The 23948-nt window shown below is 70.0% G+C and carries 21 protein-coding genes and 1 pseudogene; 8 read left to right on the top strand and 14 right to left on the bottom strand.

The genetic code is table 11. The features are described 5' to 3' along the window. The 3 genes and pseudogenes from IEY81_RS06195 to IEY81_RS06185 all read right to left on the bottom strand — a co-directional run. Nucleotides 1-1092: NAD(P)/FAD-dependent oxidoreductase (locus IEY81_RS06195; RefSeq protein WP_229787409.1), on the bottom strand; the 1092-nt coding region annotated here is incomplete at its 3' end. Between the two features lie 14 nt (nt 1093-1106). After that, nucleotides 1107-2477 (bottom strand): annotated as a pseudogene (locus IEY81_RS06190) (cytochrome P450); the annotation flags it as partial. Nucleotides 2478-2496: 19 nt separating this feature from the next. After that, on the bottom strand, nt 2497-2817 hold the full coding sequence (locus IEY81_RS06185; RefSeq protein ID WP_189117581.1) for a 2Fe-2S iron-sulfur cluster-binding protein: 321 nt from the start codon (nt 2815-2817) through the stop codon (nt 2497-2499). Between the two features lie 147 nt (nt 2818-2964). Here IEY81_RS06185 and IEY81_RS06180 point away from each other — a divergent pair, with 147 nt between their 5' ends. Next, on the top strand, nt 2965-3600 hold the full coding sequence (locus IEY81_RS06180) for a TetR/AcrR family transcriptional regulator (RefSeq protein WP_189117580.1): 636 nt from the start codon (nt 2965-2967) through the stop codon (nt 3598-3600). 18 nt (nt 3601-3618) lie between these two features. Here the strand turns inward: IEY81_RS06180 and IEY81_RS06175 are convergent, their stop codons facing one another. Together IEY81_RS06175 and IEY81_RS06170 are read right to left on the bottom strand one after the other, a co-directional pair. After that, nucleotides 3619-4845 (bottom strand): TerC family protein, encoded by a 1227-nt coding sequence (locus IEY81_RS06175; protein WP_189117579.1) that lies wholly within the window; start codon nt 4843-4845, stop codon nt 3619-3621. A gap of 25 nt (nt 4846-4870) precedes the next feature. After that, nucleotides 4871-5491: a TetR/AcrR family transcriptional regulator gene (locus IEY81_RS06170; protein ID WP_189117578.1), complete on the bottom strand. Its 621-nt coding sequence runs from the start codon at nt 5489-5491 to the stop codon at nt 4871-4873. A gap of 62 nt (nt 5492-5553) precedes the next feature. On the opposite strand from IEY81_RS06170, the gene IEY81_RS06165 reads away from it, so the two are divergent. Beyond that, nucleotides 5554-8241, top strand: a complete 2688-nt coding sequence (locus IEY81_RS06165) for an MMPL family transporter (RefSeq protein ID WP_189117577.1) — start codon at nt 5554-5556, stop codon at nt 8239-8241. Next, entirely contained in the window at nt 8238-10331 is a 2094-nt protein-coding gene (locus IEY81_RS06160) for a YhgE/Pip domain-containing protein (protein WP_189117576.1), read from the top strand. The genes IEY81_RS06165 and IEY81_RS06160 overlap by 4 nt, the downstream gene beginning before the upstream one ends. Nucleotides 10332-10435: 104 nt before the next feature. Here IEY81_RS06160 and IEY81_RS06155 read toward each other — a convergent pair whose 3' ends face one another. Beyond that, the gene (locus IEY81_RS06155; RefSeq protein WP_189117575.1) at nt 10436-11128 is read right to left on the bottom strand and encodes a nitroreductase; all 693 of its coding nucleotides are present in this window, start codon (nt 11126-11128) and stop codon (nt 10436-10438) included. Between the two features lie 211 nt (nt 11129-11339). Between IEY81_RS06155 and IEY81_RS06150 the strand changes: the two genes are divergently transcribed. The 3 genes from IEY81_RS06150 to IEY81_RS06140 all read left to right on the top strand — a co-directional run bounded on the left by IEY81_RS06150 (nt 11340) and on the right by IEY81_RS06140 (nt 14317). Continuing rightward, complete coding sequence (locus tag IEY81_RS06150) at nt 11340-12227, top strand: hypothetical protein (protein WP_189117574.1); 888 nt, start codon at nt 11340-11342, stop codon at nt 12225-12227. Between the two features lie 69 nt (nt 12228-12296). Next, nucleotides 12297-13064, top strand: coding sequence for an SDR family oxidoreductase (locus tag IEY81_RS06145; RefSeq protein WP_189117573.1), 768 nt, complete (start codon nt 12297-12299; stop codon nt 13062-13064). A 35-nt stretch (nt 13065-13099) separates the two neighbouring features. After that, nucleotides 13100-14317, top strand: a complete 1218-nt coding sequence (locus IEY81_RS06140; RefSeq protein ID WP_189117572.1) for an acetyl-CoA C-acetyltransferase — start codon at nt 13100-13102, stop codon at nt 14315-14317. A gap of 153 nt (nt 14318-14470) precedes the next feature. Here the strand turns inward: IEY81_RS06140 and IEY81_RS06135 are convergent, their stop codons facing one another. Then, nucleotides 14471-14722 carry a type II toxin-antitoxin system RelE family toxin gene (locus IEY81_RS06135; RefSeq protein ID WP_189117571.1) on the bottom strand — a complete coding sequence of 84 codons (252 nt, stop codon included), beginning with the start codon at nt 14720-14722 and terminating at the stop codon, nt 14471-14473. A 7-nt stretch (nt 14723-14729) separates the two neighbouring features. Beyond that, the gene (locus tag IEY81_RS24090) at nt 14730-14990 is read right to left on the bottom strand and encodes a YlcI/YnfO family protein (RefSeq protein WP_229787408.1); all 261 of its coding nucleotides are present in this window, start codon (nt 14988-14990) and stop codon (nt 14730-14732) included. Between the two features lie 83 nt (nt 14991-15073). On the opposite strand from IEY81_RS24090, the gene IEY81_RS06125 reads away from it, so the two are divergent. After that, a complete protein-coding gene (locus IEY81_RS06125) occupies nt 15074-16678 on the top strand; it encodes a cation:proton antiporter domain-containing protein (RefSeq protein WP_189117570.1) in 1605 nt (534 codons plus the stop codon). Here IEY81_RS06125 and IEY81_RS06120 read toward each other — a convergent pair. Continuing rightward, nucleotides 16675-18228 carry an AMP-binding protein gene (locus IEY81_RS06120; RefSeq protein WP_189117569.1) on the bottom strand — a complete coding sequence of 518 codons (1554 nt, stop codon included), beginning with the start codon at nt 18226-18228 and terminating at the stop codon, nt 16675-16677. The genes IEY81_RS06125 and IEY81_RS06120 overlap by 4 nt on opposite strands. Before the next feature lie 46 nt (nt 18229-18274). Here IEY81_RS06120 and IEY81_RS06115 point away from each other — a divergent pair, with 46 nt between their 5' ends. Then, a complete protein-coding gene (locus tag IEY81_RS06115) occupies nt 18275-18892 on the top strand; it encodes a TetR/AcrR family transcriptional regulator (protein WP_189117568.1) in 618 nt (205 codons plus the stop codon). A gap of 106 nt (nt 18893-18998) precedes the next feature. Here IEY81_RS06115 and IEY81_RS06110 read toward each other — a convergent pair whose 3' ends face one another. The 5 genes from IEY81_RS06110 to IEY81_RS06090 are packed head-to-tail and all read right to left on the bottom strand — an operon-like array spanning nt 18999 to nt 23868. Further along, entirely contained in the window at nt 18999-19754 is a 756-nt protein-coding gene (locus tag IEY81_RS06110) for a CoA-transferase subunit beta (protein WP_189117567.1), read from the bottom strand. After that, a complete protein-coding gene (locus IEY81_RS06105; protein ID WP_189117566.1) occupies nt 19751-20560 on the bottom strand; it encodes a CoA transferase subunit A in 810 nt (269 codons plus the stop codon). Before IEY81_RS06105 ends, IEY81_RS06110 begins: the two co-directional genes overlap by 4 nt. Then, complete coding sequence (locus IEY81_RS06100; RefSeq protein WP_189117565.1) at nt 20553-21647, bottom strand: acyl-CoA dehydrogenase family protein; 1095 nt, start codon at nt 21645-21647, stop codon at nt 20553-20555. The genes IEY81_RS06105 and IEY81_RS06100 overlap by 8 nt, the downstream gene beginning before the upstream one ends. Then, nucleotides 21644-22726 carry an acyl-CoA dehydrogenase family protein gene (locus IEY81_RS06095; protein WP_189117564.1) on the bottom strand — a complete coding sequence of 361 codons (1083 nt, stop codon included), beginning with the start codon at nt 22724-22726 and terminating at the stop codon, nt 21644-21646. The genes IEY81_RS06100 and IEY81_RS06095 overlap by 4 nt, the downstream gene beginning before the upstream one ends. Then, the gene (locus tag IEY81_RS06090; RefSeq protein WP_189117563.1) at nt 22723-23868 is read right to left on the bottom strand and encodes an acyl-CoA dehydrogenase family protein; all 1146 of its coding nucleotides are present in this window, start codon (nt 23866-23868) and stop codon (nt 22723-22725) included. Before IEY81_RS06090 ends, IEY81_RS06095 begins: the two co-directional genes overlap by 4 nt. Nucleotides 23869-23948: the final 80 nt, after the last annotated feature.

Genomic DNA, 23948 nt, shown 5'->3' with positions numbered 1-23948 from the left:
GATCAGCTCGCCCTTGCGCAGGTAGAAGCAGGAGAACTCGCGGTCGAAGCGGGGGTCGCCGCGCAGGACGACCTGGTCGTAGCCCGTGTTGGGGCCGGCGATCTGCAGCTTGAGGTCGTACTGGTCGGACCAGAACCAGGGGAGCGCTGCGATGGGCTCGGACCGTCCGCACATGGTGGCGGCGGCCGCCTTCGCCTGCTCGACGGCGCTGGGCACCGACTCCAGCCGGACCCGGCCGTAGCGGGCGTCCTCATAGCTGGTGCAGTCACCGGCGGCGACGATGTCGGGATCGCTGGTGCGGGCGTAGGGGTCGATGCGGATGCCGTCTCCGACGTCCAGCCCGGCATCACGGGCGAGGTCGACGTTGGGGCGTACCCCGATGCCGACGATGACGACGTCGGCGGGCAGCGTCTCGCCGTCGGCTAGACGGACGGTGCTGACGCGGCCCGTGCCTTCGAGCGCGACCACGGTCGCGTCGGTGCGCACGTGGACGCCTGCGGCCTGGTGGGTGCGGTGGAAGAAGTCGGAGACCTCCGGTGCGGTGACCCGCTTGAGGACGCGGTCGGCCGCCTCGACGACGGTCACCTCCAGACCGAGCTTCCGCAGGGAGGCGGCGGTCTCCAGGCCGATGTATCCGCCGCCCACGATCACGGCTCGCCTGCTGCCGCGGACTGCCGACCGGATCGCCTCGACGTCCTCCGCCGTACGCAGCTGGTGGACGCCGGGCAGATCGGCTCCCGGCACGGGCAGGGGCAGCGGACGAGCGCCCAGGCACAGGGCGAGCTTGTCGTAACCGACAGATTCGCCGTCGTCGAGGACGACGCGGTGCTCGTCGCGGTCGATGCGTACGGCCCGTCCGCGACGGATCGAGATGCCCTGCCGGTCGTAGAACTCCGGGCCGCGGATCAGCAGATCGTCGATCTCGGCGGTCTCGGCCAGGTAGGTCTTGGACATGGGTGGGCGCTGGTAGGGCAGGTACGGCTCGTCGCCGATCAGCAGGATCTCGCCCTCCCAGCCGACCGACCGGAGCCGCGCGCCGAGCTGGGCGCCGGCGTGGCTGGCACCGATGACGACAGCGCGCCCCCGGGTCATGAGGCCGCCTTGCGGGTGAGCTTCACCGGCAGCGAGCTGTAGCCCTTCACGAAGTTGGACTGCACGTGCTCGGGCTCGCCGACGACCTCGATGTCGTCGAAGCGCGCGAGAAGCTCTTCCCAGAGGATCCGCAGCTGCAGCTCGGCGAGCCGGTTGCCCATGCAGCGGTGCAGCCCGAACCCGAACGAGAGGTGGCTGCGCGCGTTCGACCGGTCGATGATGAAGTCGTCGGGGCGGTCGAAGTGGCGTCCGTCGCGGTTGCCGGAGGCGTACCACATCACGAGCTTGTCGCCCTTGCGGATGAACTGGCCGTTGAGCACGGTGTCCTTCGTGGCGACCCGGCGCATGTAGGCGAGCGGGGTCTGCCAGCGGATGATCTCGGAGACCATGCCCGGGATCAGGCTCGGGTTCGCCTTGAGCTTCGCGAACTCGTCCGGGAACTGGTTGAGGGCGAGCACACCACCGGTCATCGAGTTGCGGGTGGTGTCGTTGCCGCCGACGATCAGCAGGGTGAGGTTGCCGAGGAACTCCATCGGCCGCTTCACCAGGTCCTTGGTGCTCTCGTTGGCCTGCAGCATCGAGATCAGGTCGAACCCGGGAGCCTCCCCGGCGGCCGTCCGGGCGGCCTTGGCGTGCCAGAGGTCGGTGAACGCGCGGGCCATGTCCCGGACCCCTCGGAAGATCTCGTCGGTGTCCGAGGTGCCGCCGGTCGCCTCCTCGCTGCCGGCGGCGAGGTCGGACCAGTAGACGAGCTTGCGGCGCTCCTCGTACGGGAAGTCGAGGAGCGTGGCGAGCATCCGCGCGGTCAGCTCGACCGAGACGCGATCGACCCAGTTGAACGGCTCGTCGACGGGGAGGTTGTCGAGGACGTCGCAGACCCGCTCGCGGATCAGCCCCTCCATCTCCTTGAGGTTCTTCGGCGCCACCACACCCTGGACGGCCTGCCGCTGCTGGTCGTGGCGGGGCGGGTCCATCGCGATGAACATCTCGACCTCGAGGCCGGGCGGCGGCGTACCGATCACGATGAAGGGCTCGGCGGAGAAGGTCTCGTGGTCCTTGTCGACGGTCAGGATGTCGTCGTACCTGGTCACGGACCAGTACGGCCCGAACCGGCTGTTCGCCTGGAAGTGGACCGGGGCCTCGTCCCGCAGACGTGCGAAGTACGGCATCCACTGGCCCTGCCGGAACATGAACGGGTTGCTCATGTCGATGTCGGCGAGGCCGACCTGGTCGACGGGCGGGATCGGCTCCTCGGCGAAGGGGGCCGGGCGGGAAGTGCCGAGCAGCCGGGCCTTGGCCTTCTGGTAGAGGTGCAGGCCCTGGATCTGGCGTTCCATCGGAACGTTCGCCTGCACGGTCGCGACGACGCGGTCGAGCGTGTCCATCATGGTGCTCCGATCTGCTCTAGAACTGGAACTCGGGGAGGTGGACGGTGAGCCCGCCCAGGTCGTCGCTGAGCGCGATCTGGCAGGAGAGCCGTGACGTCGCCTGACGGTCGGGGTTCATCTCGAGCATCTGCTCCTCCGCGTCGGCGGGCTCGCTGCAGCGCCCGGCCCACTGCTGGTCGACGACGACGTGGCAGGTGCCGCAGGCGGCTTCGCCCCCGCAGTCCCCGTCGATCCCGGGGACGGCGTTGTCGATCGCGACCTGCATCAGCGACTGCCCCTCGACCAAGGGCGCTTCGACCTGCTCCCCGTCGAAGGTGACGAAGTTGACCGTTGCCATGGACTTCTCCTCTGGTGATGTCGTGGTGTGACGACCGGCACCGAGTGTTGACGGTGTCAACATGTAACGATGCTGCAGGGTGTTGTCGGTGTCAACATCTTCACGTGAGGAATCTCGCCGGGGACCGCCATCGGTACAGTGGCGGCCATGAGTGCGGACCGTGCCACCTATCACCACGGCAACCTCCGGTCTGCTCTCATCGACGCGGCCTGGGAGATGGCCCGGTCGAGCGCTCCCGAGAAAGTGACGCTGCGCGAGGTGGCTCGCCGCGTCGGGGTCTCCCACAACGCGGCGTACCGCCACTTCGCCGACCGTCAGGAGCTGATGAGATCGCTCGCGGACCGGGCGGTCGAGGAGCTCACGGCCAGGATGCAGGCGCGGAACGCGACGGTGTCCGACGACCGAGAGCCGGCGGAGATCGCGCGTGCCCGGTTCAAGGAGACCGCGCGAGCGTACGTCGCCTTCGCGACCGACGAGCCCCATCTCTTCCAGATGGCCTTCCACCTGGAGTTCTCCGGACCCGACGTGGTGCCGGTGATCTCCGAGCGGCGGGACGGCCCCTACGGGATCCTGAACGACGTGCTCGACGAGATGGTGGCGGTCGGCGAGATCCCGGCCGAGCGCCGCCTCGGCGCCGAGGTGGTCTGCTGGGCGGCCGTGCACGGGTTCGCAGAGCTGTGCACGAAGGGCCCGCTCGGCCGCCTGCCGGCGCCGGAGCGCGAGGCGACGCTCGATCTGCTGTTCCACACCCTCCAGCAGGGACTCAAGGCGCCGGTCGGCTGAGCCCGGCGTCGGTCGGCTCTACTCGTCGCGCAGGATCTTCGGCGGCCCCGCGGGAGCGGCCTCGCCGCGCTCGACGGCGGCGGTGTGGCTCGCGAGAGCGCGCTCGAGAAGCTCCATGAGCGGGGTCTCGTCGCGGGCGATCTCGACGTACTTCGGGCCGAGGGAGGCGATGAAGTCGCGCTCGGCGATGAGGGCGTCGTGGATGCGCTCGCGCTCGGCGGGGTCGGCGGTGTATTCGGAGTCGAGGTAGGCGGCGGCGTGGCGGCGGGCGTTGCCGATGGCGTTCTTGACGCGGCCGCGCTTGCTGAAGAGGGAGGCGAGGATGGTGATCAGAAGTACGCCGAGGATGACACCGAGCGACAGCCCGGTGCTCACTTCGACGACGTGGACCGGCTCGCCGTCGTTGACGAACGGGACGTTGTTCTCGTGGAGGGCGTGCAGGATCAGCTTCACGCCGATGAAGGCGAGGATCGCGGCCAGGCCGTAGGAGAGGTAGATGAGCCGGTCGAGCAGGCCGTCGAGCAGGAAGTAGAGCTGGCGCAGGCCCAGCAGCGAGAAGGCGGTCGCGGTGAAGACCAGGTAGACGTTCTGGGTCAGACCGAAGATCGCCGGGATCGAGTCGAGGGCGAAGAGGATGTCGGTGCCGCCGATGGCGACCATCACCAGCAGCATCGGCGTCAGGATGCGCTTGCCGTCCTCGACCGTGACCAGCTTGTCGCCGTCGTAGTGCTCGCTGACGTGGAAGAGCCGGCGGGCGAGGCGTACGACGACGTTCTCCTTCTCGGAGTCGTCGTCGGGCTTGAGCATGTTGCCGGCGGTCATCAGCAGGATCACGCCGAACAGATAGAAGACCCAGGCGAAGGTGTTGATCAGGGCGGCTCCCACGAAGATGAACCCGGTGCGGGCGACCAGCGAGAACGTGATGCCGAACAGGAGCACCTTCTGCTGGTCGGCACGGGGCACGTGGAAGCTCGTCATGATGATCAGGAAGACGAACAGGTTGTCGACCGAGAGCGCCTTCTCGGTGATGTAGCCGGCGAAGTACTCCCCGCCCATCGCGCCGCCGCCGAGGACGAGCACGCCGAGGCCGAACAGCAGCGCGACCGCGACGTAGATCGTCGACCAGATCGCGGCTTCCTTCAGCGTGGGCGTGTGGGCCTTGCGTACGTGGAAGACGTAGTCGAAGGCGAGGAGCGCGAGGATCCCGGCGACGGTGACGAGCCACACCCAAGTCGGTGCACCCATGGCGAAGTCCTCCTGCGGTCTCGGTCTAGGCGGAGGCCCGCGGGGCGGACAGTCCGTCGATGATCTGGGGGAGCGCGTCCTCGAGGAGGCGGTCGGCGCGGGGGTCGTCGGGTCGGATCGTGCGCATCGTGATGCTGTGCAGGAACACGCCCATCATCGTCTGGGCGAGCAGGTCGGTGGACATGGTCAGCGTACGGTCGAGGCGGTCGAGGGCGAGCGCGACGACCTCGACGAGCTGCTCGCTGAGCGCCGTGAAGGTGGCCGAGCTGATCTCGCGTGCGTCGGGGTCGCGCAGGCTCTGCAGCACCACCTCGCTCTGCAGGACGAACCAGCGGTCCTGCATGGGGCGGATCGCGGCGAAGGCCGCTCCGATCAGCGATCCGCTCGAGTCTGCGTCCGTGTGGTCGGCGACGGCGGTGCGTACGGCGGCGATCAGCTTCTCGGACTCCTCCTTGAACGTCTCGAGGAGCACCTCGTCGACGCTGTTGAAGTTGGAGTAGAACGCTCCGCGCGTGTAGCCCGCCGCGCTGACCAGATCGTCCACGGTGACCCGGCGCGCTCCGCGCTCGACGAAGACATCGACGGCTGCGGCAAGCAGCCGCGCGCGGGTGTTCGTACGTCGTCTGGGGGCCCTCACCTCGGTCATGTAGCCATCCTCACATACGCGCGACGATACGTTTTTGTATTGAGTGCGTTAATGTACTGAATGTGTCCTCCTACCTCTACCGTCTCGGCCGGCTGGTCGCGCGTTGTGCCAAGACCGTGCTGGCCCTCTGGCTCCTGCTCGCGGTCCTGCTGGGTGCGCTGACCGTCTCGCTCGGTGGCAAGCTGCAAAACGACTTCACGATCCCGGGCACGGAGTCCCAGCAGGGTCTCGACGCGCTCACGCAGCGGTTCCCGGAGGTCTCCGGGACCTCGGCGCAGCTGGTCTTCGTCGCGCCGGAGGGGGAGAAGATCGCCGACCACCGCAAGGAGGTCACGGCCGTCCTCGACGAGATCGAGAAGGTGGATCACGTCGCCACGGTCACCGACCCGCTGGCCGAGGACAGCCGGACGGTCAGCGACAACGGCCGGGACGCGCTGGCGACCGTGCAGTTCGACCTCGGGCTCGACGAGCTGCCCGAGAGCGTGAAGGCGGACCTGGACGAGGCCGCCGAGCTTCCCGACGGGTCGTCGCTGGAGCTCGCGGTGGGTGGCGATGCGTATGCCGTCACCGGGGTCCACGTCAGCGCCACCGAGGCGATCGGGTTGCTGATCGCGCTCCTGGTCCTGGCGATCACGTTCGGGTCGCTGCTGGCCGCCGGGCTGCCGATCCTGACCGCCCTGCTCGGGGTGGCGATCGCGATGGCGGGGATCTTCTCGGTCGCCGCGGTCACCACGATCTCGGCCACGACCCCGACCCTCGCGCTGATGATCGGGCTGGCGGTCGGGATCGACTACGCGCTCTTCGTGATCGCTCGGCACCGCAGCCAGCTCGCCACCGGCCTCGACGTCGAGGAGTCGATCGCCCGCGCGGTCGCGACCGCCGGCAGCGCGGTCATCTTCGCCGGCGTCACCGTGATCATCGCGCTGTGCGGTCTCGTCGTCGCCGGCATCCCGTTCCTGGCGGTCATGGGGTACGCAGCGGCCTCGGCCGTCCTCGTCGCCGTCCTCGTCGCCCTCACCGCCGTGCCGGCACTCCTCGCGGTCGCGGGTGAGCGGCTACGTCCCAAGCCTGGGTCTCGGGCCCACCGGCGTGAGGCTGCCGCGGAGGGGCGGCCTCACGCCATCACCCTCGGGGCACGCTGGGTGCGGCTGGTGACCAAGGTGCCGGCCGTGACCGTCGTGGTCTCGCTGCTGATCATCGCCGTGCTGGCCATCCCCGCACGCGACCTCGCGCTGGGGCTCAACGACAACGGCAGCGCCGAGCCCGGGAGCAGCCCGCGGGAGACGTACGACCTGATCAGCCGGGACTTCGGGCCGGGCTACAACGCGCCGCTGTTCGTGACTGCCGACATCATCGACACCACCGACCCGATCGGGGTGATGGACGATCTGGGCGCCTCGCTGGAGAAGTACGACGGCGTGCAGAAGGTCGCCCTGGCGACGCCGAACCGGACCGCCGACCTCGGGCTCGTGGTGATCTACCCGGACACCGAGAAGAGCGACCCGGCGACGGCGGACCTGGTCGAGGCGATCCGCGCCGACCACGCCTCGCTGGAGAAGCGCTTCGGGATCCGGGACGTCATGGTCACCGGTCAGACCGCGGTCGCGATCGACGTCAGCGCACGTCTGTCCGGTGCCATCCTGCCGTTCGGTGCCGTCGTCGTCGGGCTGTCGCTGATCCTGCTGATGGTCGTGTTCCGCTCGATCGCGGTGCCGCTGAAGGCGACCCTCGGCTACGTGCTGTCGGTGGCCGCGTCGTTCGGTGTCGTCGCAGCGGTCTTCGAGTGGGGCTGGGGCGCTGACCTCCTGAACGTCGCCAAGGTCGGGCCGGTGATCGCGTTCTTCCCCATCATCTTGATGGGCGTCCTGTTCGGGCTCGCGATGGACTACGAGGTCTTCCTGGTCTCGCGGATGCGGGAGGACTTCGTGCACAGCGGCGACGCGCGGCGCTCGGTCGACACCGGCTTCGCCGCAAGCGCCCGGGTCGTGACGGCCGCGGCGGTCATCATGATCGCGGTCTTCGCCGCCTTCGTGCCCAACGGCGACCCGATCGTCAAGCCGATGGCGCTGGGCCTCACCGTCGGCGTGCTCGTGGACGCCTTCCTGGTGCGGATGACGCTGGTCCCGGCGGTGCTGGCCCTGCTCGGCGACCGCGCCTGGTGGCTGCCGCGGTGGCTGGACCGTCGCCTGCCCGTGCTCGACGTCGAGGGCGAGGCGCTCGTGCACCACCTCGAGCACTCCGACTACGTCGCGGTGCACGGTGAGCTGGCGGTGCGGGCTCGGCAGGTGACGGTGCCGGGTGCGCTCGCGCCGCTCTCCCTGGAGCTGCGACCTGCAGGGATCGGCATCATCCACGGCGACGACCCGGTCGCCCGGTCCGCTGCGCTCGCGGCGCTCACCGGCCGCCTCGGGTTCTCCGGGAAGCTCGTCGTGCTCGACCGGTTGCTCCCGGAGGAGTCGGGGTCGGTACGTGCTCGTGCCGCTCTGGTCGACGACGTCTCCGAGGCGCTCCGGCTCACCGGCTCGCGGCGCCTGCCGCGACTGGTCGCGATCGATAGCCGGGTCTCGCTCGACAGCGGGCAGCTCGCAGCCCTGTCCGCACTCACCTCGCGCGGCGCCACGGTGCTCCTCGCGATGCCCTCCCTGCCTGCGGTGCCGCAGGTCGCGGACGCGCTGGCGCTCGCCGCGCCCGACCGCAGCCCATCCGATCTCACCGCGGCCTCGGCCGCCGATCTGGAGACAGTCCGATGAAACGTACGAAATCGTGGTGGTCCGGCCGCCGGCTGATCGCAGCAGCGATCCTGCTGCCGGTCGTGGTGACCGCCCTAGCGCTGGTCGCGCTCGCCGACCGCACCGAGAACCTCGACAAGGTGCCTGCCGCCGTCGTCAACCTCGACGAGCCGGTGACGACCGGGAGCGGGAAGAGCGAGCAGACCGTGTACGCCGGTCGGGCGCTCGCCGCCGACCTCGTCTCGTCCTCCGGCTCCTCCGCCGGGCCCACCCTGGGCTGGGAGCTGACCGACGAGGAGGACGCGCGTGCGGGCTATGCCGACGGCACGTACGCAGCGGTGATCACGATTCCGCAGGACCTGTCGAAGACGCTGGCCGGGGTGCAAGGGAGCGACCCCCGCGCCGGACAGGTGAGCGTCGAGGCCTCCGACGCCTCCAGCGAGGTGACCGCCGAGATCGCCCGCCAGGTGGCGCGGCAGTCCGCGTCGACGCTGGGGCGCACGGTGACGACCACCTACCTCGACGGCGTCCGTGACCAGACCGGGAAGCTGAAGACCAGCCTGAGCTCGGCCGCCGACGGAGCCGGAAAGCTCGCCGACGGCACCGCTGCCGCGGACGAGGGCGCCGGGAAGGTCGCCGACGGTGCACGCGCGCTCAGCTCGGGTGCCTCCGGGGCCGCCGACGGGGCCTCGCAGGTCGCGGGCGGGCTCGACTCGCTCGCCGACGGGACCGGACGGCTCGCGTCCGGAGCAGGGTCGCTCGCCGGGGGTGCGGACAAGGCAGCTTCGGGCGCGAGGTCGTTGAAGTCGGGTGCCGACGAGCTCGACGGTGGGCTCGCCCAGCTCGAGAAGTCGACCGCTGATCTCCCGTCGCAGGCGTCCGCGCTCGCCGACGGTGCCTCGCAGGTCTCCGAGGGGGTTTCCGGCTACACGCAGCTCGCCAAGGGGTGGGCCCAGGCGTGCGCCGCCGACCCGGTGCTCAAGGCCACCAAGCCGCAGCTGTGCGGGGCCACGGGGGCGGCCGTCGGTGACGGTGGTGCGCAGGCCGACCAGCTCGCCGCGGGCGCGGCTGCGGTCTCCTCGGGTGCGTCCGAGCTCGCTCAGGCCGCGCCGCAGCTGAGCGGGGGCATCTCCTCGGCCGCCGACGGCGCCGGCAAGGTCGCCTCCGGCGCGTCGCGGCTCGCCGACGCAAACGGTCGTCTCGCCGACGGTGCGCGTGAGCTCGAGAAGGGCATCGGTACGGCCAACGAGGGCGCCACCGCCCTGGCCTCCGGCGCGAACCAGCTCGCCTCCGGCACCAAGCAGCTCGAGAGCGGTTCGGCCTCGCTTGCCTCGGGCGCCGACGAGCTCTCCGCCGGAACCTCCTCGCTGACCGAGGGCGCCGACTCGCTGGCCTCCGGCCTCGACGACGGCGCCTCGAAGATCACCGTTCCTGCCAAGAAGCAGACCGAGGTCGTCGCCGACCCGGTGCAGGTCGCGGTCGCCTCCGAGCCGTCCGTCTCGGGCGCGACCCGGTTGGCGCCCGCCGTGATCGCACTGGCGCTGTGGCTCGGTGCGCTCGCGATCTACCTGCTCCGCCCGGCCTTCCCTGCCGGGTTGCTGCGGAAGGCGCTTCCCGTCCGGCGGATCACGTTCGCCGGTCTGTGGCCGGCGGCGCTCGTGGGGCTGGTGCAGGCTGTGCTTCTCGTGCTCGCGGCCGGGGTCTTCGGGGCGGACATCGCCTCGCCTGCTGCTGCGGTCGGGGTCGCTCTGCTCGCCGCAGTGGTGTTCGTCGCTGTCCACCAGGCCGTCGTGGCCCTCGCCGGAGCGCGCCGGGGCTGGCTGATCTCGCTCGCGTTCCTCGCGCTGCAGCTGGTCTCCCTCGGTGGGCTGCTGCCGGTCGACACGGCCTCGGCACCGTTCGGCGCACTGGCCGACATCCTCCCGGTGCCGCTGGCCGCCGAGGCGCTCCGTGGGGCGGTGATCGCCCACAGCGGCGCCGGTGTCGGTGCGCCGGTCGGCGGGCTGGTGCTCTGGCTCGTGCTGGCGCTCGCGGTCAGCCTCTTCGCGGCGGGTCGGGCGCAGCGTACGTCTGTGGCGGAGATCCGGCGGGTGGCGGCCGGCGCGCGCTGAGCGGCGGCCGCGGCCACATGTAACACGTCGTTCGTAGGACTATCCGGTCGTTCCAATAGGGCGAGAAGTCCTACGAACGACGTGTTACAGCTCGCGAGACCCGCTCAGAGCGAGGTGTCGTGGAGCACGATGTGGTCCTCGAGCGGCGCGCGGCCGATGTCGAGGCGGTTCAGCGGGGCCTCGAGGTCGGCGGTGCCGAAGGAGATGCCGTAGAGCAGCTTGAGGTCGGCCGGGAGGCCGAGGTGGGCGCGGACGGCGTCGGCGAAGAGGCCGTGCATGCCCTGAGGGACGCCGTGGTAGCCGCGGGCGGTGAGGGAGAGCAGGAAGTTCTGGGCGTACATGCCGACGTCGTTGGCAGCGCGTACGACATCACCGAGCTCCGGTACGAAGAGCAGCGCGACGTGCGGCGCACCGTAGAAACGGAGGTTCTCGGCGACGGCCTTCATCCGGCCCTCCATGTCGTCGCGGGCGATGCCGAGCGTGTTGTAGAGCAGGGCGCCGGCCTCCTGCGAGCGGCGGACGTGCACGCTGTCGTCCTCGCCGTACGTCGTGGTGAAGTCGGGCGTCATCTGGCCGGCCTCGAACGCCTTGAGCATCGCCTCGCTGAGGCGGTCGCGGGCGTCACCGGAGAAGACGTGGACCTCCCACGGCTGGGTGTTGCTGTGTGACGGAGCGCGGCGGGCGTCCTCGAGGACGGCGCGGATGTCGTCGGCGGGTACCGGGTCGGGCAGGAAGGCTCGCGCGGAGAAGCGCGAGTGGATCACGTCCGTGAAGGTCTCGACGGCGGTGGTCGTCACAAGAAGGTTCCTCTCAGGTCTGCCGAGGCCGTTGCCTCGATCCACCTGGACAAAGACGGAGGCAGTCTCCGGTATTCCCCGGTCTGTCCAGAATCGTGCTCGACACACGTCGGCGAGCTCTACCCGGTTCAGGTGATACCCGGCAGTCCACCGGGGTCGCTGGTCGGGGCCGTCGAAGACTCGAGGTCCGACCTACCCGAGGGGGAAACCCATGATCCGAAAGCTCGTCTGTGCCGTCGCGACCGGGATCGTCGCGGCGGCGCTCTGGTCGATGCCGACCTCGGCGGCACCTCTGCTGCAGCTCTCCGGCGCGATCTTCACCACCGACGTCACCGGTGCACCGGTGAACCTCAACCACTACGCCGCGAAGCAGGACGTCTATCTCAACGGCGGCCCCGGCATCAACGCGCCCGCCGACGCCGCCGGCCTGCCGGCTGGCATCTACGCGTTCCAGGTCACCGACCCGTCCGGGAAGACACTGCTCTCGACCGACCCGGTCAGCTGTCGGCGCGTGGAGGTCGACGCGAGCGGCCGCTTCGTCAGCGTCGCCCCGAGCGGTGCCTGCGCGCACGCGACCGGCACGGACGCCGAGGACGGCGGCATCACCGTGCAGTTCTTCCCGTTCCTCGACACCCCGAACAACGGTGGCGAGTACAAGGTCTGGCTGACGCCGTACGACGCGCTCGACTCCTCCGCTCCGGGCAACCGGCACGGATTCGTGCCCGCCGACAGCAAGACCGACAACTTCAAGGTCAAGGCCAGGGCGATCGTCGAGATCGACACCCGCTTCTCGCGGCACGGCGGGCCGTACCTCGACGGTCTGGCTGCGAAGTGGACCGACACGCTCGGCGCGCACAACGTGAAGTACTCCGAGTACAACCCGGCCGTGCTCGCCTTCCACGAGGCGCACGTCGAGGCGGCTGAGGCGGGTCTGCACAAGATCACCGTGTCTGACCAGGACGGTTGCGAGATCGACGACGTGCACGCCGACGGGAAGACCTATCTCGCGGACGCGAGCGGCTCGGTCACCGTGCCTGTCCAGGTCAAGAAGCACATGAACGGAGAGCACACCTACTTCGTGGACGTGCACTGCGTCTGAGGCGTCTTCTTCCGGTCACCGTGGCCATCAACCTAGCATTTGCTTGGTAGGCGCTCTAGACTGCCGCACATGGCAGTCGAGATCGACTTCAGCGGCAAGGTGGTCGCGGTGACCGGTGGCGCCCGCGGCGTGGGCGCCGGGATCGTCACGCGCTTCCTCGAGGCGGGCGCGGAGGTCGAGATCTGCGGCCGCACCGCCCCCGAGGAGCTGCCCGTCGTCGACGGCCGCAAGCCGGTCTTCGCGCAGGTCGACGTTCGCGATCCCGAGCAGGTCGCGGCCTGGATCGAGGCGATCACCTCCCGGCTCGGCCGGCTCGACGTGGTCGTCAACAACGCCGGCGGGGCGCCCTACGCCGACTTCGCGACCGCGTCGCCGCGCTTCCACGAGAAGATCTCGGCGATCAACTTCCTGGCCACCGCCTACGTCTGCCAGGCGGCGTACGAGGCGTTGAAGGCCTCCCGCGGATCGATCGTCAACATCAGCTCGATCTCGGCGCGGCGGCCCAGCCCCGGCACCGCCGTCTACGGCGCTGCCAAGGCCGCCGTCGAGAGCCTGACCGGGTCGATCGCGGTCGAGTGGGCGCCCGACGTACGCGTCAACGCCATCTCCTGCGGCATCGTCGCCACCCCGGGGTCCGAGGACCACTACGGCAGTCCAGAGCAGCGGGCCGCAGTGGCCGCGACCATCCCGCGTGGCGTCTTCGCGACGCCTGAGGAGGTCGGCGATGCCTGCGTGCTGCTCGCCTCGCCGCTCGCCGCGCACGTCACCGGCGCCGTCCTCGCCGTCGACGGCGGCGGCGAGTGGCCCGCCTTCCTCCAGCACACGCCCAACAAGTAGCCCGACCCAGCAGTCCGCGACATCGAGGAGCCCCCATGCCCGAAGCCGTCATCGTCTCCGCCGCCCGCTCGCCGATCGGCCGCGCCTTCAAGGGATCGCTGAAGGATCTGCGACCCGACGAGCTGGCCGAGCAGGTCGTACGCAGCGCTCTGTCGTCGGTGCCCGAGCTCGACCCGACGCAGATCGACGACCTGATGATGGGCTGCGCGCAGCCCGCGGGGGAGCAGGGCTACAACATCGGCCGGGTCGTCGGCGTGCGTCTCGGCCTGGATGCCGTGCCCGGCACCACCGTCCACCGCTACTGCGCGTCGTCGCTGCAGACCACCCGGATGGCCTTCCACGCGATCCGGTCCGGGGAGGGAGATGCGTTCATCTCCGCCGGGGTGGAGTGCGTGTCCCGCTACGAGCGGGGCAAGGCCGACGGGATGCCCGACACCAAGGCGGAGGAGTTCCTCGAGGCGGGCGAGCGCGGGGCTGCGCGGGTGGCGGCGGGTGACCCGTGGACTGATCCGCGTGAGGCCGGCGAGCTGCCCGACTACCACCTCGCGATGGGCGAGACCGCCGAGAACGTCGCCGAGATGTGCGGCGTGACCCGCGAGGCGCAGGACGAGTGGGGCGTACGTTCCCAGAACCGCGCCGAGGCCGCCGCTGCCCGCGGCTTCTGGGAGCGCGACATCACGCCGGTGACGCTGCCGTCCGGCGAGGTGGTCTCGACCGACGACGGGCCGCGCGCCGGCGTGACCCTGGAGAAGGTCGCCGGCCTCAAGCCGGTCTTCCGCGAGAACGGCACCATCACCGCCGGCAACTGCTGCCCGCTGAACGACGGAGCCGCGGCGCTGGTGATCATGAGCGACGTACGCGCCGCCGAGCTCGGCATCACGCCGCTCGCCCGGATCGTCTCGACCGGAGTCTCCGGGCTCTCGCCCGAGATCATGGGCCTCGGCCCCGTCGACGCCTCCCGCCAGGCGCTCGCCCGCGCTGGTCTGTCTCCCGACGACATCGACCTGGTCGAGATGAACGAGGCCTTCGCCGCCCAGGTGCTGCCCAGCATCGCCCAGATCGGCCTCGACCCCGATCGGGTCAATGTCAACGGCGGCGCGATCGCCCTCGGCCACCCCTTCGGCTCCACCGGCGCCCGCCTCGCCACCACCCTCCTCCACGGTCTGCAGGAGACCGGCGGCCGCTACGGGCTCGAGACCATGTGCGCCGCCGGCGGCCAGGGCATGGCGATGGTGATCGAGCGGCTGAGCTGAGCTGATCGGTCGGCGCACCGGACGTGTAACACGTCGTTCGTAGGACTATTCGCCCTATCAGATAGGGCGAGTAGTTGGCCGAACAGCGTGTTACACGTCGAGTTACACACGGAGTTACACCTGCGACCAGCGCCGCGAGCGCCCGACGGAGCCTCAGGCGCTCCGTCGACCCAGGTGGATGACGGCGACCGTGATGCGGCGCTCCTCGACCACGTAGACGATGCGGTAGCGCCCGACACGGAGGCGGTAGCGGTCCTTGCCCCAGGCGTAGGCGCCGACGTCGCGGGGGGCGTCGGTCAGGGTGTCGACGGTGTCGAACACCTGGAGCAGTCCGACGGGGTCGTCGTCGACGTACGCCCCGGCCGCTTGGAGTGCTTCGTCGGCCCAGACGACCTCGTACGTCACCGGCCGGTCACTGACCGGCGGGACGGTCGAGACCGAGGGCGCGGCGGGCCTCGGTGTGGGGCGTGTAGGTGACCTCGCCGAGCTCGCGGCGCAGGGAGTAGCGGGCGAGGGCGAGGTCGTCCTCGAGATCCTCGATGCGACGGTTGTGGTCCTCGAGGTAGGCGCGGATGGCCTCGCGGGCGATCTCCTGCTTGGACCGGTTCTCCGTGCGGGCGCGGTCGGTCAGCAGCCGGTCGTCGGCCTCGCTGAGTCGCAGAGTCATTGCCATGGCCCCAGCGTAACCCGATGTGGTATCGCGCGGTATCGTACGTCCGTCGGAACGTCTAGTTTGACCATGGGGGAAGTACCAATATGTCGCTGACCGCGCTCTACCTGCTCGTCGCACTGGGAGCGGGGCTGGTCGCGATGTTCCTCAAGCTCCCGCCCCTGGTCGGCTTCCTGGCCGCTGGTTTCGGGCTGCACGCCGCAGGTGTCGGCGAGCTCGAGGGCCTGCACACGCTGGCCGATCTCGGTGTCACGCTGCTGCTGTTCGGCATCGGGCTCAAGCTCGATGTGAGGTCGCTGCTCCGCCCGGACGTGTGGCTGAGCACCTTCGCCCACCTGGCGTTCAGCATCGTCATCGGGATCGGGCTGCTGGCCGGGATCGCCCCGCTCGGCTTCGCGCTCGTCACCGACGCCGACCTCGGCGAGATGGCGCTGATCGCGTTCGTGCTCTCGTTCTCCTCGACCGTCTTCGCGATCAAGGTCCTCGACGAGCGTCACGACAACAACACCCTCTACGGCCGCATCGCGATCGGTGTTCTGGTCATGCAGGACATCGTCGCGGTCGTCTTCCTGACGATCTCCAAGGGCCACTGGCCCTCCCCGTGGGTCTTCGCGCTGGTGCTGCTGCTGCCGGGCGCCTGGCTCGCCCACCGCGTCTGGGACCGCATCTCCTCGGCCGAGCTGACCGCGCTCTTCGGCCTGGCGATCGCGCTCGTGCCGGGCTACTGGCTCTTCGACGCGGTCGGCCTCAAGGGCGACCTCGGCGCGCTGGTGGTCGGCGTGCTCCTCGGTTCGCACGCCAAGGCTCCGGCGCTGGCCAAGCTGCTGTTCAGCACCAAGGAGCTCCTCCTCATCGCGTTCTTCCTGAGCATCGGCCTGACCGGGGTGCCCTCGCTCGGCGACCTGGCGCTGGCCGGTCTGCTGCAGATCCTGCTGCCCTTCCAGGCCGCCGCCTACATCGCGATCTTCGCCTTCATGGGGCTGCGCTACCGCACCGCGACGCTGGCCTCGTTCACGCTGACGAACTACTCCGAGTTCGGGCTCATCGTGATCGTCATCGCCGCCGCGACCGGGCTGGCGTCGGCCGAGTGGCAGACCGTGCTCGCGGTCGCGACGTCGCTGTCCTTCCTGGTGGCCGCGCTCTTCAACGCGTACGCACCGAAGCTCATCAACCTGCTCAACCGGAAGCTGCCGGAGCAGCGCCCCGAGCGGCTCCAGGAGGCCGACCGACCGATCAACCTCGGCAAGGCCAAGGCGCTGGTGGTCGGGATGGGCCGGGTGGGGCGTACGACCTACGAGGAGCTGCGCGACATCCAGGGCTACGACGTCCTGGCGATCGAGCACGACTCGCTGCGCGCCGACTCGCTCAAGGCCGAGGGCTTCAACGTGGTCGAGGCCGACGCCACCGACCAGGACTTCTGGGAGCGGGTCAAGAAGGGCGCCGGCATGGAGCTGGTCGTCCTCACCATGCCGTTCCACGGCGACAACCTGCTCGCCATGGCACTGCTCCGCAAGCTCGGGTTCACCGGCACGGTCGCGGCCATCGCGCTGCGCCCGGAGGAGCGCGACGAGCTCAAGAAGCGCGGCGCCCACGCCGTCCTGAACCTGTACGCCTCGGCTGGCTCCGACCTCGCCGAGAAGGCGATCCGGGTCAACCAGGAGCGTCTGCTCTCGCAGGCAGCCGCGTCCTAGCCGGCGCTCCCGGTCTCGGCCGGGAGCTCGCGCAGCTCGGTCTTCAGGATCTTCCCGCTGGCGTTGCGGGGGAGGCTGTCGACCAGGACGTACGTCCTCGGCTGCTTGTAGTTGGCCAGGCGGTCCTTGAGCCAGGCGGCGATCTCGTCGGCGGTCACCTCGTCGCGGACGACCACGAATGCCTTGCCGACCTGGCCGAGACGCGCGTCGGGGGTGCCGACGACCGCTGCCTCGACGATGCCGGGGTGGCCGGCCAGGGTGTTCTCCACCTCGGCCGGATAGACGTTGAACCCGCCGACGGTGAACATGTCCTTGATCCGGTCGGTGATCTTCAGGCAGCCGTGCTCGTCGAGACGGCCGACGTCGCCGGTGTGAAGCCAGCCGTCCTCGTCGATCGCTTCGGCGGTGGCCTCCGGGTTCTCGAAGTAGCCGAGCATGACGTTGTCGCCGCGGATCCAGACCTCGCCGTCCTCACCGGGCTCGGCGTCCTCGCCGGTCGCGCTGACCGTGCGGATCTCGAGCCCCTCGACCGCCGGGCCGACCACCCTGGCCACGTGAGCCGGGTCCTCGCCGGGGCGGGTCGTGGTGGCGACCATGCACTCGGTGAGACCGTAGGCGCCCTTGACCTCGTCGATCCCGAGGACGTCGCGCATGTCGGCGAAGAGGCTCTCCGGGACGCTCGCGGCACCGGCGATCGCGAAACGCAGCGAGGAGATGTCGTAGGTCTTCAGGTCCGGGTGGTTGATGAGCGTGGTGAAGATCGTGGGGGCGCCGGGGAGGACAGTGATCCGCTCGTCCTGGATGAGTTTCAGCGCCTGGGTCGGGTCGTAGGTCGCGATCGGGTAGACCGTGGCGCCGGCGGTGAAGGCCGCGATGAAGCCTGCCTTGTAGCCGAAACCGTGGAAGAACGGGTTGACGATCGCGTAGCGGTCCTCGGGGGAGAGGCCCGCGCCGCGCGCCCAGACGTCGGCGACGCCGATGGTCTGGCGCTGGGCGCTCATCACGCCCTTCGGCTTGCCGGTGGTGCCGGAGGTGAAGAGCAGGTCGGCGAGGGTGTCGGGGGTGACCGTCGCCTTAGCGTCCGCGAGACGCTTTTCGGATGTCTCCTCGCCCTTCGCGAGGAAGTCGTCCCAGCCGTCGGCGAGGTCGATGACGGTGAGCAGGTGCTCCGGGAGCGGCCCGGCGTCATGGAGCATCTGCACGTAGTCGGTGCCGAGGAAACCGTTCACCGTGATCAGCGCGGTGGCTCGCGAGCGCTCCAAGATCTCGCGCGCCTCGTGCCCCCGGTATCGGGTGTTGAGCGGCACCACGGCCGCCCCGATCGTCTGCGCGCCGAGCACCGCGACCGGGAACTCCCAGCGGTTGGGTGCCCAGATCGCGACGCGGTCGCCGCTGCGTACGCCGCTGGCGAGGAAGGCACGCGCAGCCCTCTCCGCTGCCTCGGCGAGCTCGGCATAGGTGAGCGTGGTCGGCCCGTCGACGATCGCCGGGCGGTCGGCGTACGTCTGCTGTGCCTTCTCGAGCAGGGCGGGGATCGTGCGCGGGGTCATCCTCGGAAGGATAGTTGAGCAACTGCTTGTTTGGTAGGCTTCGTCCATGACTGACACGGGGGTTGCGCCGAGACGGCGGGGGACGGCGTCGGGCTCGTCGCGGCGGGCCGAGCTGCTCACGCTGGCGGCGGAGATGTTCGCGACCAAGGGCTTCTCGCAGACGACGGTACGCGACATCGCCGATGCCGCCGGGATACTCTCGGGCTCGCTCTACCACCACTTCCGCTCCAAGGAAGCGATGCTGACCGAGCTGCTGTCGGGGTTCCTCGACGGGCTCAACGCGCGGTTCACCGAGATCGTCGAGGCCGGCGTCGACCCCCAGGCAGACCTCGACGGACTGATCACCGAGTCGTTCCGGACGATCCACAACGAGCGCCTCGCCGTCGCGCTCTACCAGAACGAGGCGTCCTTCCTCGCCACGGTCGAGGGCTTCGAGTTCGTCGCCGAGCGCTCACGCGACAACGAGGCGCTGTGGATCCGGGTCATCGAGGCCGGCCAGGCCGCGGGGGTCTTCCAGGCCTCCCTCGATCCCGCGCTGACCTACCGGTTCATCCGCGACGGGGTCTGGTCCACCGTCTCCTGGTATCGGCCGGGCGGGCGGCACACTCCTGAGACGCTTGCGGAGCAGTATCTGAAGCTGCTTCATGCGGGGATCTTGGCCTAGCGGGCCCGGCCCCAGGGATACCCGGTCGACCGGGTATCCCTGGACTTGACGGGCACTGGAACACCCATCAAGTCCACAAAGTGCCCGTCAAGCCCGCCGATCCGTCTCAGGATTCGGGCACCTCGCGATGACGGAGACCCTTCGGATCCTCCGCAGAGATGATCTTCAGCTCCTCCTCGGTCGGCTCGCGGGTGAGCGGCGCGTCGGTGGCGTCGATCGGGAACCCGGTCGCCTCCTGGAGCTCCTCGGGAGTGACACCGGGGTGGATCGAGTTCACCTTGATCAGGCCGTTCTCGTCGTACCCGAAGACCGCCAGGTTCGTGACCACCACCCCGAGATCGTGGAAGCGCCCGGCGGTGCCGACGGCGCGGTCGTTGCCGACGCCGCTGGCGACATCGACGCTGTCGACGAAGATGCGGGCGGAGTGCTTGGCGACCCAGTAGTCGACGCGGTGGTTGACGGTGTTGCCCGGAGCGCCGCGTACGCCGATCAGCTGGCGCTTCGGCTGGCGCCAGTCGCCGATCGAGGAGATGTTCTGGTTGCCGTGACGGTCGATCTGGCTGGCGCCCATCATCGAGTGGCGGCGGCCGCTGGCGACGATGTCGAAGATGCTGCGGAACGGCACCCAGGCCTCCGGCACACCGCCGGCCGCAGCGGTCTTCAGCAGCGGCGGCGCCTCGGCCATCATGAACGCCTCGCCGTCGCTGAGCGCGAGCTCGGGGGTGTGGGTGGCCTTGGCGAGACGTACGCCGATGGCCGGGACGATCCCGACGGCGTGGGCGAGCACCTCGCCGGAGCCCTTGAAGGCGTCGGAGACAGCGGCCACGCAGACGTCCGCACGGCTGATCGTTTGCAGGGTCACAGGTAACGCTCCTCGAACTCGGTCCAGTCGCTGTCGGCGTCGGACTTGGCGGCTGCCACGTACGTCTTCTGGAAGTCCTCGTCGCGGCCGTAGTCGGGCTCGCAGCTGGTGAAGTGGGCGCCACCGGGCGCCTCGACGACGTGGTTCACGAAGATCCGCGGGACGAGCAGCGACTGCGGTGGCGCCTTGGCGGTCAGGTCGTCGGTGGAGACGATCTGCTCCACCGACATGATCGTGCGGTCGGCGGCCATCGCGAAGAGGTCGTCGAAGTAGGGGTCGGGGCCGAGGTACTGCCCGTTGCCGGCCGCATCTGCGCGGTTGAGGTGGATGAGCGAGACGTCGAGGCGGAGGCCGGGGACGGCGACGTACTCCTCCTCGTCATAGGGCGACTTCACGGTCTTGAGATCGGGGTTCATCGCCATCACGTCGCTGCCGAGGCCGGCCCGGATCGGCTGGAACGAGAGGCGGTTCGCCCCGGCGCGCAGGCCGGCGACGAACATGCCCTCGTCGTACTCGCTCGTCTCCGGGATCCCGCCCCGCTCGCGGGCGCGAGTGAAGTTCGGGTCGAGCGGGATCGAGTCGAGGCTGACGAAGCCGTAGACGAGCTTCCGGATCTTCCCGGCGCGGGCGAGCAGGCCGACGTCGGGGCCGCCGAACGCGACCACGGTCAGATCGGTGATGTCGCTGCGGAGGATCTCCTTGACCAGGGCCATCGGCTTGCGCCGTGATCCCCAGCCGCCGATGCCGATCGTCATCCCGGACTCGAGCTGACTGGTGACCTCGGTGAGGGCGAGTGTCTTATCCATTCGTTTCCTTCTGCTGGGTCTCGACAGGTTCGACCGCCGGCGTCGCGAAGAGCTGGGCGGTCGCGTGAGCGCGCTTGAAGTAGAGGTGGGCGTCGTGCTCCCAGGTGATCGCGACTCCTCCGTGCAGCTGGATCATCTCGGCCGCGACCTGGGAGAACGCGTCGGAGCACCAGGTCTTGGCAGCCCGGACGAGACGTACGTCGGGCTCCGGCTGGGACAGCTCCCACGCCGCCGCCCAGCTCATCGTCTTCGCGGTCTCCACCTGGACGAGCAGGTCGGCGCAGCGGTGCTTGAGCGCCTGGAACGAGCCCAGCGGGCGCCCGAACTGGTGGCGCTCCTTGAGGTAGGCGACCGTACGCTCCAACGCCACCCGCGCCGCGCCGGCCTGCAGCGCGGTCATCATGGTCGCGCCGACGGTGGTGACGTACGCCGGGTCGACCGTTCCGAGGAGGGCGGCGGGAGCGTCCGTGAGCTGAACGGTGCCGAGCCGGAGGGTCGGGTCGAGCGCCGGAGTCTCGATGATCTCGCATCCGGGCGCCGTCCGGTCGACCGCGAAGAGCTGATCATCGACGACGACGAGGATCGTGTCCGCCGTCGGAGCGTCCAGGACGGTCGAGACGCTACCCGTCAACCGGTCGCCGGACACGGACATGCTGCCGGCTGCTGGTGCGGTGGGCGCGACGGTGGCGAGCCGGGTTCCGTCGGCGATCTCGGCGAGAAGTCGAGCGGCAGGTTCGGGTAGTCCAGGGAGTTCTGGCCCGTTACTCGCCGGTATTCCGGCCAGAACTCCCTGGACTACCTCGCTGGCCAGCACCGTCCCGACCAACGGGGAGGGCGTCAACGTGGCGCCGAGCTCCTCCAGGACGAGGTGGGCCTCGATGTAGGAGCAGCCGACGCCGCCGTACGTCTCGGGGATCGCGAGCGCGGTCACGCCGATCTGCTCGGTCAGTGTTCGCCAGAGCTCTTGGTCGTAGCCGCGGTCGGAGTCGATCGCGGCACGGAGGTCCGTCGAGGCGGCGCGCTTGGCGATCAGCGTGTGTACGGTCGCGACGAGGTCGGACTGTTCCTCGGTGAGTGCGAACCTCATATCTCTCCTCGCGAGGGGGTCTCGACAGGCTCGACCACCAGGGACTCGAGGATCCGGGCGCGATGCTCGGCGGGTGTGCCCCACGCGCCGACCAGCGCCCGCACCCTCAGGATCCACAGGCTCAGGTCGAACTCGCGGGTGTAGCCGATCGCGCCGTGGACCTGGAGCGCGGTGCGCGAGGCGAGGTACGCAGCGTCCCCGGCGGCCACCTTCGCGGCCGAGACCGCGCGGGCCGCGGTCGGCACCTCGGCGTCGAGCTCGAGCGCGGCGTTGTGAATCAGCGGGGCGGCGAAGTCGAGGGCGACGCGTACGTCGGCGAGCAGGTGCTTGACCGCCTGGAACTCGCCGATCGGGCGGCCGAACTGCGTCCGCTGCTTCACGTAGGCGACCGAGTCGTCGAGGAGCCGCAGCCCGGCGCCGTGGAGCATCGCGGCGCAGGCGAGGGTGCCGAGCTCGAGAGCGGGCCGGGGGTCGAGGGTGACGACCTCGTCGCCCGCGGTCACGTCGAAGAGGCGTCGGGACGGGTCGACCGACTTCTGCTCGCTGCCGACGGTGGCGCGGGAGAGGGTCGCGGAGGCGACTGTGTTGGTTTCGACACCGGCTCGCTGGCGCTCGCCGGGCTCAACCAACGGGGGCGGCGGAGGCGTGTCGAGACCGACACGGCTCTCCAGCGCGTACGTCTGCTCCACGACGTCCGCATCGAGCGCTCGACCGCCCGAGGCGACCGAGACCAGCGCCTCGCCGGACGCCACCCGAGACAGGACGCCCGCTTCGGGAGTGCCGCCGAGAAGACGAGGCGCGACGGCGACCGACTCGATCCACGGACCGGGGACGCCGTGGTAGCCGAGCCGCTCGAAGGCGACGGTGAGGTCGACGGGGTCCGCCCCGACGCCACCGTCCGACTCCGGCACGAGCAGCCCGGTGACGCTCAGTTCGGCGAGCCGTTGCCAGATCTTCAGACCGGCGGAGCGGTCGTCGCCGGCCCAGGCGCGCGCGGCCGACGGGACGTCGGCGGCACCGAGCAGGTCGTCGAGTGCTTCGGAGAAGGCGTGCTGCTCCGGCGTACGTCCGAACCTCATCGGCCACCCCTCGGCAGGCCGAGCACGCGCTCGGCGACGATGTTGCGCTGGATCTGGTTGGTGCCGGCGTAGATCGGGCCGGACAGGGAGAAGAGGTAGTCGTCGAGCCACGGGCCGGCGAGCTCCGCCTCACCGCCGAGGAGCGAGAGCGCGGTCTCGTGGAGCGAGAGGTCGAGGTCGGACCACCACAGCTTGTTGATCGAACCCTCCGCACCGACCGAGCCACCGGCCTCGACGTGGGTGACGGTGGCCCAGGTGTAGAGGCGGTACGCCTCGGCGCCGATCCAGGCGTCGACGACCTCGTCGCCGGCGCCCCGGAGGCCGGGATCGGCCAGGCCGCGTTCGCGGTAGAGCCCCACCAGCCGGACGGCCGCCGCGCAGAACCGCCCGGGCGACCGAAGCGACAGCCCACGCTCGTTTCCGGCGGTCGACATGGCGACCTTCCAGCCGTCACCGACCGCGCCGAGCACGTCCTCATCAGCCACGAAGACGTCGTCGAAAAAGATCTCCGCGAACCCCGGCGTACCGTCGAGCTGGTCGATCGGCCGCACCGAGACGCCCTCGGCACGGAGGTCGAAGAGGAAGTACGTCAGTCCGCGATGCCGCTCCGCGGACGGGTCCGAGCGGAAGAGTCCGAAGCCTCGGTCGGCGAACGGCGCTCGGCTGCTCCAGGTCTTCTGCCCGTTGAGCCGCCAGCCGCCCTCGACCTGTGTCGCCGTGGCACGTAGCGAGGCCAGGTCGGACCCGGCCTCCGGCTCCGACCACGCCTGCGCCCAGACCAACGACCCGTCGGTCATGTCGCGCAGGTAGCGCTCCTTCTGCGACTCGGTGCCGTGGCCGAAGATGATCGGCGCGAGCAGCGAGATGCCGTTCTGGCTGATCCGCGTCGGGGCATCGGCGAGGTAGTACTCCTCCTCGAAGATCACCCACTCGGTCAGCGACGCGTCGCGGCCGCCGTACGCCTCCGGCCAGGTGACGACCGACCAGCGCCCGGAGGCGAGGGTGCGCTCCCACTCGCGGTGGGCCGCGGCTCCCTCGGCGGTGTCCATCGACGGCAGCCGGCCGGGGTTGTTGGCGGCCAGCCACTCCCGCGCCTCGAGCCGGAAGGCCTCCTCGGCCTGCGTGAACTCCAGCGTGCTCATCGCGCTCCTCGGTCCGTGTAACACGTCGTTCGTGGGACTATCCGGTCGTTCAGATAGGGCGAATAGTCCGACGAACAGCG

The sequence above is a fragment of the Nocardioides luteus genome (assembly GCF_014648595.1).
In the GTDB taxonomy this organism is placed as follows: Bacteria; Actinomycetota; Actinomycetes; order Propionibacteriales; family Nocardioidaceae; genus Nocardioides; species Nocardioides luteus.
The sequence above is the reverse complement of the archived record's forward strand: the minus strand, read 5'-3'. Positions and strand labels throughout refer to the sequence as shown.

Bases quoted from the DNA above. Each gene is read 5' to 3' on its own strand.
- IEY81_RS06185 (WP_189117581.1), bottom strand. From the start codon at position 2,817: ATGGCAACGGTCAACTTCGTCACCTTCGACGGGGAGCAGGTCGAAGCG.
- IEY81_RS06180 (WP_189117580.1), top strand. From the start codon at position 2,965: ATGAGTGCGGACCGTGCCACCTATCACCACGGCAACCTCCGGTCTGCT.
- IEY81_RS06175 (WP_189117579.1), bottom strand. From the start codon at position 4,845: ATGGGTGCACCGACTTGGGTGTGGCTCGTCACCGTCGCCGGGATCCTC.
- IEY81_RS06170 (WP_189117578.1), bottom strand. From the start codon at position 5,491: ATGACCGAGGTGAGGGCCCCCAGACGACGTACGAACACCCGCGCGCGG.
- IEY81_RS06160 (WP_189117576.1), top strand. From the start codon at position 8,238: ATGAAACGTACGAAATCGTGGTGGTCCGGCCGCCGGCTGATCGCAGCA.
- IEY81_RS06150 (WP_189117574.1), top strand. From the start codon at position 11,340: ATGATCCGAAAGCTCGTCTGTGCCGTCGCGACCGGGATCGTCGCGGCG.
- IEY81_RS06145 (WP_189117573.1), top strand. From the start codon at position 12,297: ATGGCAGTCGAGATCGACTTCAGCGGCAAGGTGGTCGCGGTGACCGGT.
- IEY81_RS06140 (WP_189117572.1), top strand. From the start codon at position 13,100: ATGCCCGAAGCCGTCATCGTCTCCGCCGCCCGCTCGCCGATCGGCCGC.
- IEY81_RS24090 (WP_229787408.1), bottom strand. From the start codon at position 14,990: ATGGCAATGACTCTGCGACTCAGCGAGGCCGACGACCGGCTGCTGACC.
- IEY81_RS06125 (WP_189117570.1), top strand. From the start codon at position 15,074: ATGTCGCTGACCGCGCTCTACCTGCTCGTCGCACTGGGAGCGGGGCTG.
- IEY81_RS06120 (WP_189117569.1), bottom strand. From the start codon at position 18,228: ATGACCCCGCGCACGATCCCCGCCCTGCTCGAGAAGGCACAGCAGACG.
- IEY81_RS06115 (WP_189117568.1), top strand. From the start codon at position 18,275: ATGACTGACACGGGGGTTGCGCCGAGACGGCGGGGGACGGCGTCGGGC.
- IEY81_RS06105 (WP_189117566.1), bottom strand. From the start codon at position 20,560: ATGGATAAGACACTCGCCCTCACCGAGGTCACCAGTCAGCTCGAGTCC.
- IEY81_RS06100 (WP_189117565.1), bottom strand. From the start codon at position 21,647: ATGAGGTTCGCACTCACCGAGGAACAGTCCGACCTCGTCGCGACCGTA.
- IEY81_RS06095 (WP_189117564.1), bottom strand. From the start codon at position 22,726: ATGAGGTTCGGACGTACGCCGGAGCAGCACGCCTTCTCCGAAGCACTC.
- IEY81_RS06090 (WP_189117563.1), bottom strand. From the start codon at position 23,868: ATGAGCACGCTGGAGTTCACGCAGGCCGAGGAGGCCTTCCGGCTCGAG.